This window comes from Actinoallomurus iriomotensis, from assembly GCF_030269445.1.
Taxonomy (GTDB): Bacteria; Actinomycetota; Actinomycetes; order Streptosporangiales; family Streptosporangiaceae; genus Actinoallomurus; species Actinoallomurus iriomotensis.
This window is the reverse complement of record NZ_BSTJ01000013.1, coordinates 21,237-37,355: the sequence shown is the minus strand read 5'-3', so window position 1 is coordinate 37,355 and position 16,119 is coordinate 21,237. Positions and strand designations below refer to the sequence as shown.

At 71.0% G+C, this 16,119-nt stretch carries 13 protein-coding genes; 3 read left to right on the top strand and 10 right to left on the bottom strand.

Annotated elements, in window-relative coordinates; all coding sequences use genetic code 11:
• Positions 1 to 73: 73 nt before the first annotated feature.
• From QSK37_RS41000 to QSK37_RS40990, 3 genes are all read right to left on the bottom strand, one after another.
• On the bottom strand, positions 74 to 601 hold the full coding sequence (locus tag QSK37_RS41000) for a hypothetical protein (protein WP_285632229.1): 528 nt from the start codon (positions 599 to 601) through the stop codon (positions 74 to 76).
• 142 nt (positions 602 to 743) lie between these two features.
• Positions 744 to 3,131: an endopeptidase La gene (gene lon / locus QSK37_RS40995; protein ID WP_285576461.1), complete on the bottom strand. Its 2,388-nt coding sequence runs from the start codon at positions 3,129 to 3,131 to the stop codon at positions 744 to 746.
• Positions 3,132 to 3,553: 422 nt separating this feature from the next.
• The gene (locus QSK37_RS40990; RefSeq protein ID WP_285632226.1) at positions 3,554 to 4,108 is read right to left on the bottom strand and encodes a TetR/AcrR family transcriptional regulator; all 555 of its coding nucleotides are present in this window, start codon (positions 4,106 to 4,108) and stop codon (positions 3,554 to 3,556) included.
• A gap of 178 nt (positions 4,109 to 4,286) precedes the next feature.
• On the opposite strand from QSK37_RS40990, the gene QSK37_RS40985 reads away from it, so the two are divergent.
• Positions 4,287 to 4,700, top strand: a complete 414-nt coding sequence (locus tag QSK37_RS40985) for a nuclear transport factor 2 family protein (protein WP_285632223.1) — start codon at positions 4,287 to 4,289, stop codon at positions 4,698 to 4,700.
• Between the two features lie 78 nt (positions 4,701 to 4,778).
• Positions 4,779 to 6,248, top strand: coding sequence for an MDR family MFS transporter (locus QSK37_RS40980; protein WP_285632220.1), 1,470 nt, complete (start codon positions 4,779 to 4,781; stop codon positions 6,246 to 6,248).
• 176 nt (positions 6,249 to 6,424) lie between these two features.
• Here the strand turns inward: QSK37_RS40980 and QSK37_RS40975 are convergent, their stop codons facing one another.
• Together QSK37_RS40975 and QSK37_RS40970 are read right to left on the bottom strand one after the other, a co-directional pair.
• Entirely contained in the window at positions 6,425 to 8,404 is a 1,980-nt protein-coding gene (locus QSK37_RS40975) for a S53 family peptidase (RefSeq protein WP_285632918.1), read from the bottom strand.
• Positions 8,405 to 8,803: 399 nt separating this feature from the next.
• Positions 8,804 to 9,934: an FAD-dependent oxidoreductase gene (locus QSK37_RS40970; protein WP_285632217.1), complete on the bottom strand. Its 1,131-nt coding sequence runs from the start codon at positions 9,932 to 9,934 to the stop codon at positions 8,804 to 8,806.
• 91 nt (positions 9,935 to 10,025) lie between these two features.
• Between QSK37_RS40970 and QSK37_RS40965 the strand changes: the two genes are divergently transcribed.
• On the top strand, positions 10,026 to 10,691 hold the full coding sequence (locus QSK37_RS40965) for a TetR/AcrR family transcriptional regulator (protein ID WP_285632214.1): 666 nt from the start codon (positions 10,026 to 10,028) through the stop codon (positions 10,689 to 10,691).
• Between the two features lie 15 nt (positions 10,692 to 10,706).
• Here the strand turns inward: QSK37_RS40965 and QSK37_RS40960 are convergent, their stop codons facing one another.
• The 5 genes from QSK37_RS40960 to QSK37_RS40940 all read right to left on the bottom strand — a co-directional run bounded on the left by QSK37_RS40960 (position 10,707) and on the right by QSK37_RS40940 (position 16,119).
• Positions 10,707 to 11,705, bottom strand: coding sequence for a HEAT repeat domain-containing protein (locus QSK37_RS40960; protein ID WP_285632211.1), 999 nt, complete (start codon positions 11,703 to 11,705; stop codon positions 10,707 to 10,709).
• A gap of 6 nt (positions 11,706 to 11,711) precedes the next feature.
• Positions 11,712 to 12,380: a HEAT repeat domain-containing protein gene (locus QSK37_RS40955; protein WP_432705648.1), complete on the bottom strand. Its 669-nt coding sequence runs from the start codon at positions 12,378 to 12,380 to the stop codon at positions 11,712 to 11,714.
• Between the two features lie 113 nt (positions 12,381 to 12,493).
• Complete coding sequence (locus QSK37_RS40950; protein WP_285632209.1) at positions 12,494 to 14,437, bottom strand: FtsX-like permease family protein; 1,944 nt, start codon at positions 14,435 to 14,437, stop codon at positions 12,494 to 12,496.
• A gap of 3 nt (positions 14,438 to 14,440) precedes the next feature.
• Complete coding sequence (locus tag QSK37_RS40945; RefSeq protein ID WP_285632912.1) at positions 14,441 to 15,196, bottom strand: ABC transporter ATP-binding protein; 756 nt, start codon at positions 15,194 to 15,196, stop codon at positions 14,441 to 14,443.
• 86 nt (positions 15,197 to 15,282) lie between these two features.
• Positions 15,283 to 16,119, bottom strand: coding sequence for a CPBP family intramembrane glutamic endopeptidase (locus QSK37_RS40940; RefSeq protein ID WP_285632206.1), 837 nt, complete (start codon positions 16,117 to 16,119; stop codon positions 15,283 to 15,285).

Below are 16,119 nucleotides of genomic sequence, written 5' to 3'. Positions count from 1 at the left end.
CCACGACACCCACCTCGAACGCGCCGACCAGCGCGAACCACGCGTCTTCCGCCTCAGCCCGTCCTGACCGGCCTCAGCCACTCGCCTTCGGCGAAGGCACCGGAACCGGCGTGCCCGACTGGTCCGGCTGCTGTGGCTGGTTCGGCTGCGGCATGCGGCGGTACTGGCCCCAGCCGCCGTTCGGCGGCACGAAGCCGCGCCGGCCGAAGCCGAAGTCACGGCCGTCCCGCTGAATGAGACGGACCGTGTGGTCAGAGCCGTGGTCGTCGTTGAACGCGGCCACGATGCCGCCGCCGACCAGCCCGCCGATCAGGCCGGCCACGAGGGTCAGCGCGCCGGCCCGTGCCGTCCCGTTCGAGGACCACCGGTGCCAGCGGGACTCCCGCGGCGGCGCGGCGCCCTCCACGTACGGCGGGGCCGTGCGGCCGGACTCGAGGAACTCCGCCTGCGCGCCGCCGTGGGGCGGCGGCGCGCCCGGACCCGGCGGAGGCGGCGTCTGCCCGCCGCCGGCCGGCGGCGCGGGAGGCTCGGGCCGTGCGGCCGGCGACTCCCCGGCCGGTGTGGCGCCCTCGCGGGGATCGCGCTCGTCCTGTTCCGCCATCTCACTTTCCCCTGTTCACGATTCAGTTGGCCTAGCGAACCCGATTGTCGCGCAGAAGCCCCTAAGCGGGGCGTAAACGAAAAGGCGGTCCCGCCTTCGCGGAACCGCCCTTCCGGCAGCCATCAGGCCATTCGGCGAAATGTCAGGCCGCGACCGTTTGTCCGGTCGTCGCCGGCTCCAGCGCCCAGTCGAGCACCTCGCGGACGTCGGAGGCCACGTGGACGGTCAGCTGCTCCAGCACCTCCGCCGGCACGTCGTCCAGGTCGGGCTCGTTGCGCTTGGGGATGAGGACCGTGGTGATCCCCGCCCGGTGCGCGGCGAGCAGCTTCTGCTTGACCCCGCCGATCGGCAGCACGCGCCCGGTCAGCGAGACCTCGCCGGTCATCGCCACGTCGGAGCGTACGAGCCGGCCGGACAGCAGCGACGCGAGCGCGGTCGTCATCGTGACGCCGGCGCTCGGCCCGTCCTTGGGCACCGCCCCGGCGGGCACGTGGATGTGCACGCCGCGGTTCTTCAGGTCGCCGACCGGCAGCTCCATCTCCGCGCCGCGCGAGCGCAGGTACGACAGCGCGATCCGGGCCGACTCCTTCATGACGTCGCCGAGCTGGCCGGTCAGCGTCACGCCGGTCTCGCCGGTCTCCTCGTCGGCCAGCGACGCCTCGATGTAGAGCACGTCGCCGCCCGCGCCGGTGACCGCCAGTCCGGTGGCCACGCCCGGCACCGCCGTACGGCGCTCCTCCTCCTTGAGCGAGGTCTCCGGGGTGAACCGGGGCCGCCCGAGGTAGTCGCGCAGGTCGTCCGCGCCCACCGACACCGGCAGGGTCGCGGTCTCCAACGCGACGTTCGCCGCGACCTTGCGGAGCACCCGCGCGATCGACCGCTCCAGACTCCGTACGCCCGCCTCACGGGTGTACTCCCCCGCCAGCAGCCGCAGCGCGTCCTCGCCGACCGTGACCTCCTCCGCGGTCAGGCCGGCCTTGTCGAGCTGGCGCGGCAGCAGGTGGTCGCGGGCGATGGTGACCTTCTCGTCCTCGGTGTAACCGTCGAGCGAGACCAGCTCCATCCGGTCCAGCAGCGGGCCCGGGATCGTCTCCAGGGCGTTGGCCGTGGCCAGGAAGACCACGTCGGACAGGTCGAGCTCCACCTCGAGGTAGTGGTCGCGGAACGTGTGGTTCTGCGCCGGGTCCAGCACCTCGAGCAGGGCGGCCGTCGGGTCGCCACGGTAGTCCGCGCCGACCTTGTCGATCTCGTCGAGCAGCACGACCGGGTTCATCGAGCCCGCCTCGCGGATCGCGCGCACGATCCGGCCGGGCAGCGCCCCGACGTACGTGCGGCGGTGGCCGCGGATCTCCGCCTCGTCGCGTACGCCGCCGAGCGCGACACGGACGAACTTGCGGCCCATCGCGCGTGCCACGCTCTCGCCGAGCGACGTCTTGCCGACCCCGGGCGGCCCGACGAGGGCCAGCACGGCGCCGGAACGCCGTCCGCCGATCACGCCGAGCCCGCGCTCCTCACGCCGCTTGCGCACGGCGAGGTACTCGACGATGCGATCCTTGACGTCGTCGAGGCCGGTGTGGTCCTCGTCGAGGATCTCCCGGGCGCCGACGATGTCGTACGCGTCCTCGCTCCGCTCGTTCCACGGGATGTCGAGGACCGTGTCGAGCCAGGTGCGGATCCAGCCGACCTCGGGCGACTGCTCGGCGGTCCGCTCGAGCTTGTCGACCTCCTTCAGCGCGGCCTCGCGCACCTTCTCCGGCAGGTCGGCGGCCTCCACGCGAGCGCGGTAGTCCTCCTCCTCGCTGGAGGGGTCGCCGCTGAGCTCGCCCAGCTCCTTGCGGATGGCGGCGAGCTGCTGGCGGAGCAGGAACTCCTTCTGCTGCTTCTCCACGCCCTCCTCGACGTCCTTGCGGATCGTCTCGGCGACGTCCAGCTCGGCGAGGTGCGCACGCGTCCAGCCGATCGCCAGCTCCAGCCGCTCGGGCACGTCGGCGGTCTCGAGGATCTGCGTCTTCTGCTCGGCGTCGAGGTAGGACGCGTACCCGGACCGGTCGGCCATCACCGACGGATCCTCGATCTGGCGGATCATGTCGATGACCTGCCAGGCGCCGCGCTTCTCCAGCACGCCGATGACCAGGGCCCGGTACTCCCTGGCCAGCTCTTCGGCCCGCTCGCCGAGCCCGGTGTCCTCCACGACGGTGCCCTCGACCCACAGCGCCTTGCCGGGGCCGGAGGTGCCGGTGCCGATCCGCACCCGCGCCACACCGCGTACGACGGCCCCCGGGTCCCCACCCGGCAGCCGCCCGATCTGCTCAATCGCCGCCAGCGTGCCGACGGCGGCATATTTCCCGTTCAGCCGAGGCACGATGAGCACCTGCGGCTTGTCATCCGTGTCATCCGGCAGCGCCGTGGTGCGCGCCGCCTCGATCGCCCCTCGTACCTCATCGTCCGTAAGAGACAACGGCACGACCATCGCGGGCAGCACGACCTCGTCGTCGAGCGGCAGCACCGGCAGGGTGACGGTCTTGCTCATCAGGCCTCCAAAGCTTGAGTCACTCACACTCAAGAAAGGAGAGCCGCGATCTATTTCCCGGAGGTCGTTCGCTCTGAGCGAGCGGCGTGCGCTGGTGAGGTGGGAGTACCGGCTGGCGGCCTCCCCGGATCCGATCGTGACGACGAACGTGCGCTGGCCGGCGGCCTACCGGCATCCACGTCGTCATCTGCCGCCTGAGATCGCTGCCGCTTCGCGGGATGCGTTCCGCTACGACCAGCGCGGCGGAGGAATGATCGGCGGCCTGCCCCCGGCTCGTCCGCGGAGCGGCGATCCCGGCCATCGAGGACGGCACCGGAAAGTTCAGCCGGGAACACCTCGACCGAACCCGCGCCCGATGAATCAGTGGGACGAGCCGCGGACATCCGGCCGAAAGCCGCCCCGGACGAAGCCGAGGCTCCTCGCTAACGCGGATTCGCGCGCAGGCCGTCGCAGATGACAGTCATCATGCGCAGCGCCATCCGCCGGTCACCCTGTTCTCGTTCCGCGGCGGTATGAATGCTGTTCAGCAAGGCACGCACGTCGGCGATGCCGATGTCAGCGCGGACCTGGCCGCTGCCTTGGGCTCGTTCCACCAGCCGTTCCAGCGCTCGATCCAGTTGCTCGGTCTCGGCCGCGATCCTGGCCTTCGCGTCGATGCCGGCTCCGGCCAGAATCTCGGCCAGCCCCCGGTTCTTCATCCCGCGTTCGACCATGCCGAGGCAGAAGCCGAAGAACGCCTCGCCAGGATCCTCGGCCTCGGCCAGACTGCGCGCCTCGTCCACCAGCTGGGCGATATGGCTGAGCACGATGGCCTCGAACAGCGACTCCTTGGTCGGGAAGTGCCGGTGCATCGTGCCCGCACCCAGCCCGGCCCGGCGGGCGATCTCATCGACCGGTACGGACACGCCCTCCGTCGCGAAGCACTCACGCGCGACCTCCAGAAGCCTCTCCCGGTTGCGCCGGGCATCCGCCCGCATCGGCCTCGCTCGTTCCCGAGCGTGCCCAGAGATGTCATCCGCGACCATAACGCCCCTTCGATAGACAACCGGGGTAAGGACCCCGTATATTCCCGATCCGGGGTCGCCACCCCGAATATATCCCGGCACGCGATCTACGCGACGTTCATCCCCAGCGCCTTCGATCAGGAGATCACGCATGTCATCTTCGGCCACTCTCACTCCCCGCGAGGTCCTCGCGCGGATGCACGAGCTCACCGTCACCGACGAGGCGGCCGCCGTCGACCTCTACGCGGAGAACGCGGTGCACGAGATCCCGTTCGCTCCGGCCGGCGCCCCGGCCCGCATCGAGGGGCGAGAAGCCCTCCGCCAGATGATGGACGCCCAAGGCGGCCAGTCCCCGGTGAAGTACCAGGGCTTCGAGAACGTTCAGGTATGGGAGACCACCGACCCTGAAGTGATCATCGCCGAGTACGAGGTCGTCGGCATCGTCGTCTCCACTGGAGCCGGGTTCCGCATCCCGCAACTTCTCATCCTGCGGGTCCGCGACGGCAAGATCCTGCTGTCCCGCGGCTATCTCAACCCCGGCCAGTTCGCCGAACTACTGGCCTGAACGCGCCCGGCCGCCGGGCGGCGCGACCCGGCGGCCGGCACCAGCCAAAGAGCGAGCCGTCAGAAAGATCAGCCGACCATGACCAGCCGAACCCAACCGGCCACCACCGCCATCGAACCGGAGTTGAAGCGGATCGCCCTGGCGATCGTGGTCGGCGCCATCATGACGGTCCTGGACACCACGATCGTCAACGTCGCGATCAACAAGCTCGCGCACGACTTTCAGACCCCGCTGTCGACCATCCAATGGACGCTCACCGGCTACACACTGGCCCTGTCGATGAGCATCCCTCTGACCGCGTGGACCATACGCCGCTTCGGCGCCAAGACCATGTGGATCACAGCGCTGGTCCTGTTCATCGGGGGGTCCGCGCTTTGCGGGGCGTCCTGGTCGGTCTTGAGCCTGATCATCTTCCGCGTCCTCCAGGGTTTCGGCGGCGGGCTCCTCATGCCGGTCGGCCAGACCATGCTTGCCACAGCGGCCGGACCGCAGCGGATGGGCCGGATGATGACGGTCATCTCCGTGCCCGCGATGCTCGCTCCGGTGCTGGGCCCCGTCCTCGGCGGCGCGATTCTGGACACCCTGTCCTGGCGGTGGCTGTTCCTCATCAACCTCCCGGTCGGCGCCGTCGCGCTGTTGCTCGCCGTCCGGCTGCTGCCGCGCGATCCAGACCGCGAAGCCGGCGATCGCATCGACATCACCGGGCTGGCCTTGCTGTCACCGGGACTTGCCGCACTCGTCTACGGCCTGTCCCAGGCAGGCAACGACAACCTGCGCCTGCTCGCAGGCACTGCCACCGGGCTGCTTTTGCTCGCGGTGTTCACGATCCGCGCGATCCGCATGGCCGGCGGAAACACGCGTCCGCTGGTCGACGTCACCACCTTCCGCCACCGCGCCTTCACCACCAGCGTGGCCGCATTGTTCACCTACAGCGCGGCCGTGTTCGGGCTGCTCGTCGTGCTGCCGATCTACTTCCAGACCGTCCAGGGCCGCAGCCCGGCGGCGACCGGACTGCTGCTCGCCCCGTTCGGCCTCGGCGCGATGCTCACAATGCCGATGGCAGGGCGAATGACCGACCGCAGCGGGCCACGAGGCGTCACGCTGGCCGGGCTGCTCATCATGATGCTCGGTACGGTCCCCTTCACCCAACTACAGGCCGACACCAGCACAACAGTGCTCACCGCCTCACTGTTCACCATCGGGCTGGGGCACGGAATGATCGCCCCTCCTTTGATGGCCGCCGCATTCCAAGGGCTGAACCGTAGCGAAATGCCCTCGGCGACCACGACAGCCAATATCCTGGCCCGGGTCGGCACCTCGGTCGGCACGGCGGCGCTGGCCGTGATCCTGCAGATCTACCTCCGCGCCGGTCTGCATCGCAGCACCACCCTCACCGACGCCGCCAAAACCCGCACACCGCACGCACTTTCCGTACTGACCGACGCCTTCGCCCACACCCTGTGGTGGACGTTCGGAATCGCCGCGATCGCACTCGTGCCCACCGTACTGATCCCTCCCCGCCCCACCATCCGACCGACCGAGACGTGACACCTCATCGGTGACCGTGGTCGCAGCAGGGTCCACCTGACCTCGCCATCACCGAGTCGTGATCAACCGAAATGCAAGGTAAGTCGGAAGGTGGCCGACGCGGGCGGGCGGCCGTCCGCCCCGCTCCGCGGACTCGGTGAGCCCTGCGGAGGGGGCGGGCGGCCGGGCCGCCGGTTCTACGGGCGGGAGCCGTAGGCCGTGAAGTACTTCGCGCCCGGTGAGCCGAGGCCGGTCACATTGTCGTAACCGGTGGTCGCGTGGGTCAGGCCGTTGTGGCCGAAGGTCTGGGCCCGGGTGATGAGCGGGCTGTTCGGGTCGGAGGGGTTGGTGTAGTCGTTGCGGACCACGCCGAGGAGCAGGTTGGGACCGCCCGGTGTGTCGGTGACGTCATCGAACGCCGCGGTGCCGTGCTGGGCGTAGATCGCCGGGTTGGCGAATCCGAAGGGCGCGCCGATGACCTGCTGGGTCACCGCCTGGATCCCGGCGAAGAGCGGCGCGGCCAGGCTGGTGCCGCCCCACCGGGTCTCGTGGTAGCGGTCCGTGCCGTCGGGGAAGTGTTGCGTCGAACCGGCGAGGATGCCCGTGTTGTTGTCCGCGTCCGCGGCCACGTCCGGCACCACCCGCATCGGGCTGGTCAGCGGCTTGCCGTTCGGCAGGGTCTTCGACAGGCTCTCGGGCACCACGTTCGCCTGGTACGACGGCTGGGGATACAGGACGCTGGTGCCACCGCCGGCGCCGCTGAGGTACGTCGACGGGTAGCCGGTGCCCGGCTCGGGAGTCCAGGCGGTGCCGTCCGGGGTGAGGTTGGAGGCGACGTTGTTCCAGCCGGTCTGCCACAGCTGCCTGCCGTCGGAGCCGACCGCCAGGCTGGTGCCGCCGACCGCGGTCACATAGGGGTCGGAGGGCGGAAACTCGGTGTACGGGCCGTCGGTGTACACCGGGCACCCGGTGTTCGGGTCGTCCGCGCCGCAGTCACCGCTGCTGAAGTAGAAGCCGATGCCCTCGGCCGCGCCCTGCTTGAAGATCTGCTCGAACGCGTCCCGCTCGGCCTGGCTGGTGTGACTCTCCTCGTCCCGGTTCCACGAGTTGGTGACGATGGTGGCCAGTTTGTTGTCGACGATCCGGCTCAACGCCTCCTGCTCGTCCTCCACGTTGCACGAGGCCGCGGCCACGTACGCGATCTTCGCGTCCGGCGCGATGTCGTGCACGGCGGTCACGTCTATCGATTCCTCGACGTACCAGGAGTTGCCGCCGCACTCACTCACGCTGTTCCAGGCGCTGGGCAGGCTCTGGGTGAACTGGCCCGGCTTGAGGTTCGCGACGCCGTGGTTCTTGGTGAAGGTGCTGATGTCGGACTCGATCGTCGGCGAGGCGTAGGCGTCCACGATCGCCACGGTCTGGCCCGCGCCGGTGAGGTCGTTGCTCAGGCGGTACGCCGAACGGAACTGCTGCGGGGTGTAACCGCAGTTCGTCCAGACCCCGGTGCGACCGTACGTCGGAGGCTTGTCCTTCGCCGGGTTCTGGCCGTAATAAGCAGAGCACGGACCGGCCCGCAGTACGGCCGAGGGCGGTCCGGGCAGGGTGTCGTCCCGTTGCGTGGCGCTGTTCCGCACGGCGCCGTCGTTCGCGACGAGTGGTCTCGTCCGGTGAGAACCGTTGTCGAGGCCGGTGACGCCGAGGACCGCGGAGGAGATCGAGGCCGGCACGGTGACCCGCCCCGCCGGGGCGTAGTGGGTGGCGCCCTTGGCGGTGGCGTCCGGGTAGTCGTCGATGGTCGTCCCGAACGCCTTCTCCGCCTGGGCGACCGAGCCGCGCACCGAGACGTAGTGCTGGTTGGATCCGGTGACGGTCAGCCCCGCGGACTCGAGCCAGGACCGGACCGCGGTGGTCTGGGCGTCGGTGGGCCCGAATCGCGCCCTGTACTGGGCCGGGGTGAGGAAGTGCCGGTAAGCGCGGCTCTTCGGATCCGACACCGAGGCGACGAACGCGTTCAGTCCTCGCGGGTCCCGTCCGGCGAGGTAGACCCGGGCGTTCAGTCGCGTGCCGGAGTCGGCGTGGCCCCGGGCCGCGGAGGCGACCGCCCAGGCGGGGCGAGCGTCCGCCACCGCGACCCGGTCGTCCGCGCCGACGTCGGCGACGGCGGGCACCACGGTCACTACGGACAAGGACAACACGACGGCGACCGACACTCCGGTCCGGCGTCTGAAAAGAGCCCGGCCCGAAGCTCTGTTGAATTGAATATTCACTGTTTCCTTTTCTGTAAAGGATTCTGTCGATACTGAGGCGATCCCCCCGGGGGCTCGCAAGCACCAGAGCCAACCAGAGCGCTCTTACGGATGGCTGACACACAACCGCAGTGAACGGACACCGGTTACGAATGGCAGGTCAGGGCCAGGGCCGGGGCCTTCCTGCCTTTCCACCGTCGACACACGATCCGCAATTCGTAATTCTTCGCTCACGTCGCGTTACGATTCGGCCGCCGTTGTTCTGGTGGCCCCCCAATGAGACACATCCGAGCTATCGGAGTTTCGTTGGGCATGAGGCATGCGGGCGGGTCAAGACGTCTGCTCGGCCCCGGTCAGCAGGGCGACCATGCTGTTGGGCGCGCCATCACCGAACATGACCTCGTAGAGGTCGTCGTCCGCGGCTTCGGCGGCCGCGCGCGCGAACATGGCCTGCTCGAACTCGGCGAGGGCGGCCTCGGTGTCGTCGGGATGCGCGGCGATGGCCCGGCCGAGTTCGGCGCCGTCCTGCATGGCCAGGTTGGCGCCTTCGCCGTTCGGCGGCATGAGGTGGGCGGCGTCGCCGAGGAGGGTCACCCCCGGCACACGGCCCCAGCGGTGCCTGACGGGCAGGGTGAAGAGGCGGCGCAGGACCGGAGGGGTGTCGCTCTCGGTGATGAGGGCGGTGAGCTCGGGGGCCCAGCCGCCGAATTCCTCGACGACCCGCGCGGTCACGGTCGCGGCCTCGGTGACATCGACGTCGGCGAGCCAGTCCTGCGGCTTCAGCAGTTGTGCGTAGGTGTGCAGGGTTCCGCCGCTCTCCCGGTGAGCCACGATGCCCTTGCCCGGCGCGAGCGCGAACAGCGATCCGGCGCCGACCGCTTTCGCGGCGGCGGGATGGCGGGTGTCGCCGTCGAACAGGAACGTCTCGACGACCGACACGCCGACGTACCGGGGGGTGGCGTCGGAGAGCAGCGGGCGAACCCGAGACCATGCGCCGTCCGCGCCGACGAGCAGGCTCGTGACGACGGTGGTGCCGTCGTTCAGTCTCGCCTCGTAGCGGCCCTCGTCCAGCGCCCGCACGCCGGTGACCTTGCCGCCCCATCGGACGATGCCGTGCGGGAGCGAATCGAGCAGCAGCTGCCGCAGCTCGCCGCGCTGCACCTCGGGACGCACTCCCGTGCCGTCGTCGGGCCGGTCGAGCAGCACGGTCCCGTGCCGGTCGAGGACCCGATACGACTCGCGTCCTTCCAGGATGAGCTCGCGAAACCCCTCGGTCAGGCCGGCCGCCTCGAGCGCCGGTTGGCCGTTCCACGGGTGGATGTCGAGCAACCCGCCCTGACGGCGCGCGGCCGGCGAGGGCTCCGCCTCGTGGACCGTGACCGGGATGCCGTGCAGGTGCAGGACGCGGGCCAGCACGAGACCGCCGAGACCGGCTCCGATGATCGTGACAGGGGTGGTCATGGTGTTTCCTCTCGCAAGCTTGATTGGATCGCCGATCCAACACGCTAACACCCTTTTGGATCGGCGATCCAACCGTGGCATGATGGGGCCTGTGGCGAAGAGGACTCAGCGGCGCGCGGATCGGCTGTCCAGAGAGGTGATCGTCAAGGCCGCGACCGACCTTCTCGACACCGGCGGCGAGGCCGCGCTGACCCTGCGTGCGATCACCAGCCGCCTGAGCACCGGCTACGGGGCGGTCTACCACCACGTCGAGAACAAGAACGACCTGCTCGCGGCGGCCACGGACGACATCATCGCCGGAGTGATGACCGGCGTGGTCGTCGACGCGGAGCCGCGCGAGGCTCTGCGTACCGTGGCATTGGGCCTGTTCGACGCGATCGACGCACACCCCTGGGTCGGCGCCCAACTCTCCCGGGAGCCGTGGCGTCCCGCGCTGCTGGAGATCTACGAGTGCATCGGCGGACTGCTCGACGCACTCGGCGTTCCCGGGCAGGCGCTCTTCGACGCCGCGGGCGCGCTGGTGAACTACGTCCTCGGTGTCGCCGGGCAGAACGCCGCGAACGCCCGGGCCCACGCCTCCGGCGAGGTGGACCGGACGGCCTTCCTGTCCGCCATCGCCGCACAGTGGGCGGAGCTCGACCCCGGCAAGTACCCGTTCGTGCACAAGGCGGCGGCGCGGCTGCCCGAGCACGACGACCGCGAGCAGTTCCTCTCCGGCGTCGACATCTTCCTGGCCGGCATCGCGACCCTGCGGTAGACGACCGCTGCCCCTCTATCGTTCGTCGCGCAGCTTGAGGATGTAGGCCGCAGTGAGCGCGACGGCACGGTCTTCGTCATGTGACAGCTCCGCGAGGGCACGTGACGTCGTGGTCCCCGGGATGTCCGCGAGCGCCTCTGTCAGCCACCGACGTGCGGACGATTCGACGGTGCCGTGGGCGAGGCGGTCGACGAGCCTGGTGGCGATCTCATCCGCCAACGCGGGATCACGCGCCAGCGCGCTGATCGCATCGGCCGCGTCGGCGTCGTTCGTCTCCTCGACGATCATGTCGATGAGCGTCGGGACCGCGTCGACCACTCCACGCGCCCCGAGCGCCAGAGCCGCGCACCTGCGGACCACGACGTCGGAGTTCGTGAGGGCGTCCCGCAACAGTGCGGTCGCCTCGCCGGTCGGAATCTCCGCGATGGACTGGACCGCGCGCTTCCGCACCTCGGCCACGGGTGAGTCGAGACCCTCCGCCAGCAGTGCCGATCCGTCATCGCCCGACCGGGCCAGAGCCCATCGAAGAGCTCCGGCGACGTTCGGATCCGTCTCGCTCAACGCCGCCTCGACCAGTGCCTCCACCGGAACGTCCTCGGCCGAGGACAGGGCCGCACGCTGGCGCCTGCCGGCGCTCTCCGACCCCAGAGCCTGGAGGAGCGCGACGATCTGGAGGACGTTCTCCCAGCCGGCGGGTTCCGCGGCACCGATCCGGCGGAGCCGCGTGAGCAGCTCCGTCTCGGCCGCGATGCGTTCGCGCGTCTGGCGGATGAGCTCGTCGACCAGCTCGGAGGGCGTGAAGCCGGGGTCGTCCAGCGCGCGCCCGACCTCACGCAGCGACAGACCCAGTGACCGAAGGCTCTCGATATGGAAGATCCGCCGGATGTCCTCGCTGGAGTACTCCCGGTAACCGGCCCCGGTACGACCCGTCGGCCGCACCAGGCCGAGCGACTCGTAATGCCTGAGCATGCGGGCGCTGACCCCGGACCGTCGTGCCACATCACCGATCAACACTGCCCATCACTCCTCCCGGCCGGTCGCGCCGAGGGCCACGACCCGCTTCGCCTCCTCGATCGCGAAGTCGAATCCGGCCTCCGGGTCGTGCCACAGCCGTTCCGTGGCGATCGCGTGCCGGCGCACGCGGGGGTCGGGATCCGTCATCGCGACGCGCAGGGCCGGCATGATCACCTCCCCGAGCGCGATCAGCGCCCGGCTGAGGCTCAACCGCGTCTCACGCTCGCCGCGCCCGAGCTGGGTCGTCAACACTTCGGCCAGCTCGGCCCCTTCATCATCGGGCACGAGCACGACCGCCGCTCGCCACGCGCTCCGCGCCACCTCGTCGTCGGCGTCGGTCAGCAGCGCCCGGGTGATCGCCGGCCACCCCTGCCGATCCCCGATCTTGGACAGCGTGTGCAACGCCTGGCTCCGTGCCTGCGCACGCTCCGAACGGAGTTCGTCGATGAGCTTCGGGACCGTCATCGAGGATTCGTGGCGGGTGAGTGCCCACGTGAGGATCTCGCGCACGAAGAACTCGGGCTCGATCGCGCACCGTTCGATCAGCTTGTCGACGAACCTCGGGTCCGGGGTCGTGCCGACCGCCATCGCCGCCTTCAGCCGCACCGACGAACTGCTGTTCTCAAGCCCCCGGAGAGCGCGCATCGCGTTCGTCTCCTCTTCCGACATGGTCATCGGAACCACCTCCCGGGCCGCAGTGAATGCCTTGTCACTGTGTCAAGGTCAAGCGAGCCCGCCAGATCGTCGGGCTCGCGGACCTGCCGGCCCCCGCATCAGAGCGGGAAGGCTCACTCCCGGGCGGTCACCAGGGTGACCGGCTGCCGGCGGGTGGCCGACAGTGTGCTCCACACGCTGGTCGCGCCGGTGATCAGGAAGGCTCCCGGGACCAGCAGGAGCAGCGGGGTCCACGGCACCGCGATGAGCGGGACGCCGACGGCGCGGACGCCGGCCGCGCCGATGCCGGCCAGTGCGCCTGCCGCGACCAGGCCGCCGAGGGCCAGCCCGATCGCGGTCACCGCCGACGCCTCGATCAGTGCCATGCGCACGACCTGGGATCGGCTCAGGCCCGTGACGCGGGCGACCGCGAACTCCGCCGTACGTTCGGCGCCGGCGATGACCACCGCGTTGACGACGGCGACGGCCGCGTACAGGCCGCCGAGGCCCATGAGGACGGCGAAGATCGCCATGTTCGCGCGCTCCTCCGCGGCGGCCCGGTCGTCGGCCCAGCGGGCCGGCGTACGCACCGTGCCGACGCCGGCGGCGCGGAGCCGCCCGGCCACCGCCGCGGGGTCCGTGCCCGGGGCGACCTGGATCACCGTCTGCGCCGGCGCCCGGGCCGCGACCGCGGCCGGGATCAGTTCACGGGGCACGAGGAAGTTGTCGGCGCCGTTCTCCAGGGTCGGTGGCAGCAGGGCGACGATCCGCAGCCGCATCCGCTGCCCGCCGACGCGCGCGGTGACCGTGCCGCCGAGGCGCCACCCCTCCTCGCTCTGCCCCGGGGCCACGGCGATGGTCCGGCCGTGCAGCCGGTCCAGGGAACCGGCACGCGGGGCCGGCCGGTGGGTTCGCCGGTAGGACGACGGGTCCACCGCGACGATGCCCGAGTAGAGGGTCCGCCGGTACGTACGGCCGGCCCTCCGGTGCCGGCCCGTCACGGAGATCGGCACCGTGGACTGGACCGACGCGACCGCCACGCCGGGCACCTGCGCGATCCTCGCGGCGACCGCGCCGGTCGAGTCCGCGACCAGGTCCCCCGCGACGATGCGCCGCTGCTCCTCGCCGACCATCGCGGCCAGCGAGTCCAGCGTTCCGGTCAGGCCGAGCACCAGGGCGACGAGGACGATGAGCGGTGCGGCCGTGGAGGCGCTGCGGCGCACGGCGTCCCGCAGGTTCGCCTGGGCGAGCTCGCCGAGCGTGCTCGACCGCAGCACCGGCCCGAGCAGCCGGCTCGCGAGCGGTACGGCCAGCGGGCTCAGCAGGCTCAGCGCCACCGCTCCGATCACCGAGACGCCCAGCGCGATCACGATCGCGCCCAGGACCTCGGACGCCTGCCCGACCCAGACCATCCAGACCGTGACGGCCAGAGAGGAGGTGCCGAAGAACCAGCGGGACACGGTCATCACCCGCGCGGCGCGCCCGGTGTCGCGCAGGGCCTCCAGCGGGCGTACCGCCGCCGCCCGGCGGGCCGCCGCCAGCACCCCGAGCAGCGCGACCACGAGCCCGGTGCACGCCGACCCGAGCATGATGCCGCCGTCCAGGTGCGGGGAGAAACCGCCCGGCAGGAAGCCGAGCGCGACCAGTGACCACGACTGCGCCCAGGTGGCCGGTACGCCGGCCAGCACGCCCGTCGCCGTCCCGGCCGTGCCGAGCAGCAGCGCCTCGGACAGCAGCAGGCCGAGGAGTTGCGGGCGGCTCCCCCCGGCCAGGCGCAGCAGCGCGAGTTGCCTGCGCCGCTGGGCCACGGTGAAGGCGAAGGTCGAGCTCACGATGAACAGCGCCAGGAACGCCGCCAGGAGCACCGTCATGCCGAGCAGCGTCGCGGCGCCCGCGTAGGAGTCCCGCAGTCGCTCCCTGGCCTGGCCGGACAGCCCCGGCGGTATCTTCGCGTCGGCGATGGCCGCCATCACCAGCAGCGATGACTGCAGGAGCGCGACGCCCAGGGCCACGGCCACGATGGCACCGGCGAACAACCGCCGGTGCTCCCGGAACGTCGTGAGCGACAGCCGCAGCATCGCTCAGCCCTCCAGCCGCGCGAGCCGGTCGGCGACCGCGCCCACGGAGGGCCGGACCAGGCGGTCCACGACCCGGCCGTCGGACAGGAACACCACGGCGTCCGCGCTCGCGGCCGCCGCCGGGTCGTGGGTCACCATGACGATCGTCTGGCCTCCCGCGTCGACGAGGCCGCGCATCAGGCCCAGCACCGTACGGGCGGACGTGGAGTCCAGCGCCCCGGTCGGCTCGTCGGCGAACAGGACCTCGGGCCGGGTCACCATGGCGCGGGCGATGGCCACCCGCTGCTGCTGACCGCCCGACAGCTCCCGTGGCCGGTGCGCCAGCCGGTCGCCCAGCCCGACGGCCGCCAGCACGTCGCGCACGTCCTTGCGGGACACCCTGCTCCCGGCCAGTCTCAGCGGTAGGGCGACGTTCTGCTCCGCGGACAGAGAACCGATCAGGTTGAAACTCTGGAAGATGAAGCCGACCGTACGGCGCCGCAGCACGGTGAGGACCCCGTCCGGCGCGGAGGTGATGTCCCGGCCGAGCAGGAGGACCCGCCCGCCGCTCACCTTCTCCAGGCCGGCCGCGCAGTGCAGCAGCGTGGACTTCCCCGAGCCCGACGGCCCCATCACCGCCGTCCACGAACCGGCCGGGAACCCGAGGTGCACGCCGTCGAGCGCGCGGACCCGCGCCTGGCCCGGCCCGTACTCCCTGGTCACCCCGCGCAGTTCCACGGCGAGCCGGATCATCTCCCCCGGCCTGGTCTGTTCCACCATCATGAAGGCGATTCCATCGCCGGTGCGGGGGTCCGGGCATCGGGCCGGGGCCCCAACCTCGGGTATGGCGGGCCCTACCTCAGGTCTCATCGGTACGCGTACCCGGCCGGCCGGGGAGCGGCCCGACGGCCCGTGCCGAGCCGGCCGGTGAGCAGGATCCAGGCGGCGACGGCGCCGATCGGCAGCGCCATGAGCAGCGTGGTGGCCGTGGCACCGAGTTTCGACAGGAGCTCGCCGGTCAGCAGCGACAGGACCATGTTGTTCCCGGCGTGCGCGAGACTCGGCGCCCATACGCTGCCGCTGCGCGCCCAGAGCCAGGCCAGCACGACCTCCTGGAACATGAAGGACATCGTCCAGACCGCCAGCCCGAGAACGACGTCGCCGAACTGGATGTACCCGAGGAACGCCAGCGGGTAGTGCCACACCGCCCAGATCAGGCCCGTCGCCGCGACGGACGCCGCCGGGCGGCCGGCGAACAGCCGGGGCCGCAGGTAGCCGGTCCAGCCGAACTCCTCGCCCCAGTAGACGGGGGTGAGCGGAACGACCGCCACCATCAGCAGGAGCGGCGTCGCCCACTCCGGCAGGCCGGAGGCCCCCAGCGGCGTGAGGTCGGGCTTCCACAGACCCAGCAGCGCCGCCACCGTGACGGCGGCCGCGACGAGCGGCAACGGCCCCACCCAGGCGAGGAGGTAGGACGACCAGCCTCTCCGCAGCCGCACCGCGAGACCGGCGTCGCGGAACCCCTCGCCGGTCACCCAGCGGCGTACGACCACCGCCGCGACGGCGGGCGCGAAACCCATGGGCAGCTGTACCAGCGGGTTGACCAGCGACAGCCCGAGCCACAGCCGGGCGGTGAACAGGTACCCCCAGGACAGGCCGAAGGAGATGAGGAGGTACGCGAGTACCCCTGTGCGCTTTTCCAC

Coding starts and splice junctions, on each gene's coding strand:
- QSK37_RS41000 (WP_285632229.1), bottom strand. CDS start 601: ATGGCGGAACAGGACGAGCGCGATCCCCGCGAGGGCGCCACACCGGCC.
- lon (WP_285576461.1), bottom strand. CDS start 3,131: ATGAGCAAGACCGTCACCCTGCCGGTGCTGCCGCTCGACGACGAGGTC.
- QSK37_RS40990 (WP_285632226.1), bottom strand. CDS start 4,108: ATGCGGGCGGATGCCCGGCGCAACCGGGAGAGGCTTCTGGAGGTCGCG.
- QSK37_RS40985 (WP_285632223.1), top strand. CDS start 4,287: ATGTCATCTTCGGCCACTCTCACTCCCCGCGAGGTCCTCGCGCGGATG.
- QSK37_RS40980 (WP_285632220.1), top strand. CDS start 4,779: ATGACCAGCCGAACCCAACCGGCCACCACCGCCATCGAACCGGAGTTG.
- QSK37_RS40970 (WP_285632217.1), bottom strand. CDS start 9,934: ATGACCACCCCTGTCACGATCATCGGAGCCGGTCTCGGCGGTCTCGTG.
- QSK37_RS40955 (WP_432705648.1), bottom strand. CDS start 12,380: ATGACCATGTCGGAAGAGGAGACGAACGCGATGCGCGCTCTCCGGGGG.
- QSK37_RS40950 (WP_285632209.1), bottom strand. CDS start 14,437: ATGCTGCGGCTGTCGCTCACGACGTTCCGGGAGCACCGGCGGTTGTTC.
- QSK37_RS40945 (WP_285632912.1), bottom strand. CDS start 15,196: ATGGTGGAACAGACCAGGCCGGGGGAGATGATCCGGCTCGCCGTGGAA.